Origin of the sequence: Polynucleobacter sp. 73C-SIWE, assembly GCF_018882465.1 — a bacterium.
Classification (GTDB): Bacteria; Pseudomonadota; Gammaproteobacteria; order Burkholderiales; family Burkholderiaceae; genus Polynucleobacter.
This window is the reverse complement of sequence record NZ_JACVOK010000004.1, coordinates 1-381: the sequence shown is the minus strand read 5'-3', so window position 1 is coordinate 381 and position 381 is coordinate 1. Positions and strand designations below refer to the sequence as shown.

The window sequence follows — 381 nt, the reverse complement described above, 5'->3', positions numbered from 1 at the left end:
GGCAGATGGCTTTGCCATCAGTGCTCGCGACAAAAGAGCGAATTTGCAGTTGGTTTTGATCCCAAGTGGCATGGGCAGCTAAGGGCACTTCACAAGAACCGCCTAACTGGCGAGAGACCATCCGCTCAGCAGACACTGCCAAGAGTGTTGGCATGTCATTTAAAGGGGCTAACCAGTCTTTGATGTGGGGATGGGTAGTGAGAGTCTCAATACCTAGGGCTCCTTGCCCAGCAGCGGGGGTATAGGGATCGTACGGCAAGAAGGCTCGAATACGACTCTCGAGTCCTAAGCGCTTTAAACCAGCCGCTGCCAAAATAATGGCTTGGTACTCGCCACGATCTAGCTTACCCATGCGGGTATCTAAATTACCGCGTAGGGGCT

General features: G+C 53.0%; 1 pseudogene. It reads right to left on the bottom strand.

What is annotated here, in order from left to right:
* Nucleotides 1-381, bottom strand: a pseudogene (locus ICN17_RS10475) (hydroxymethylbilane synthase); the annotation flags it as partial.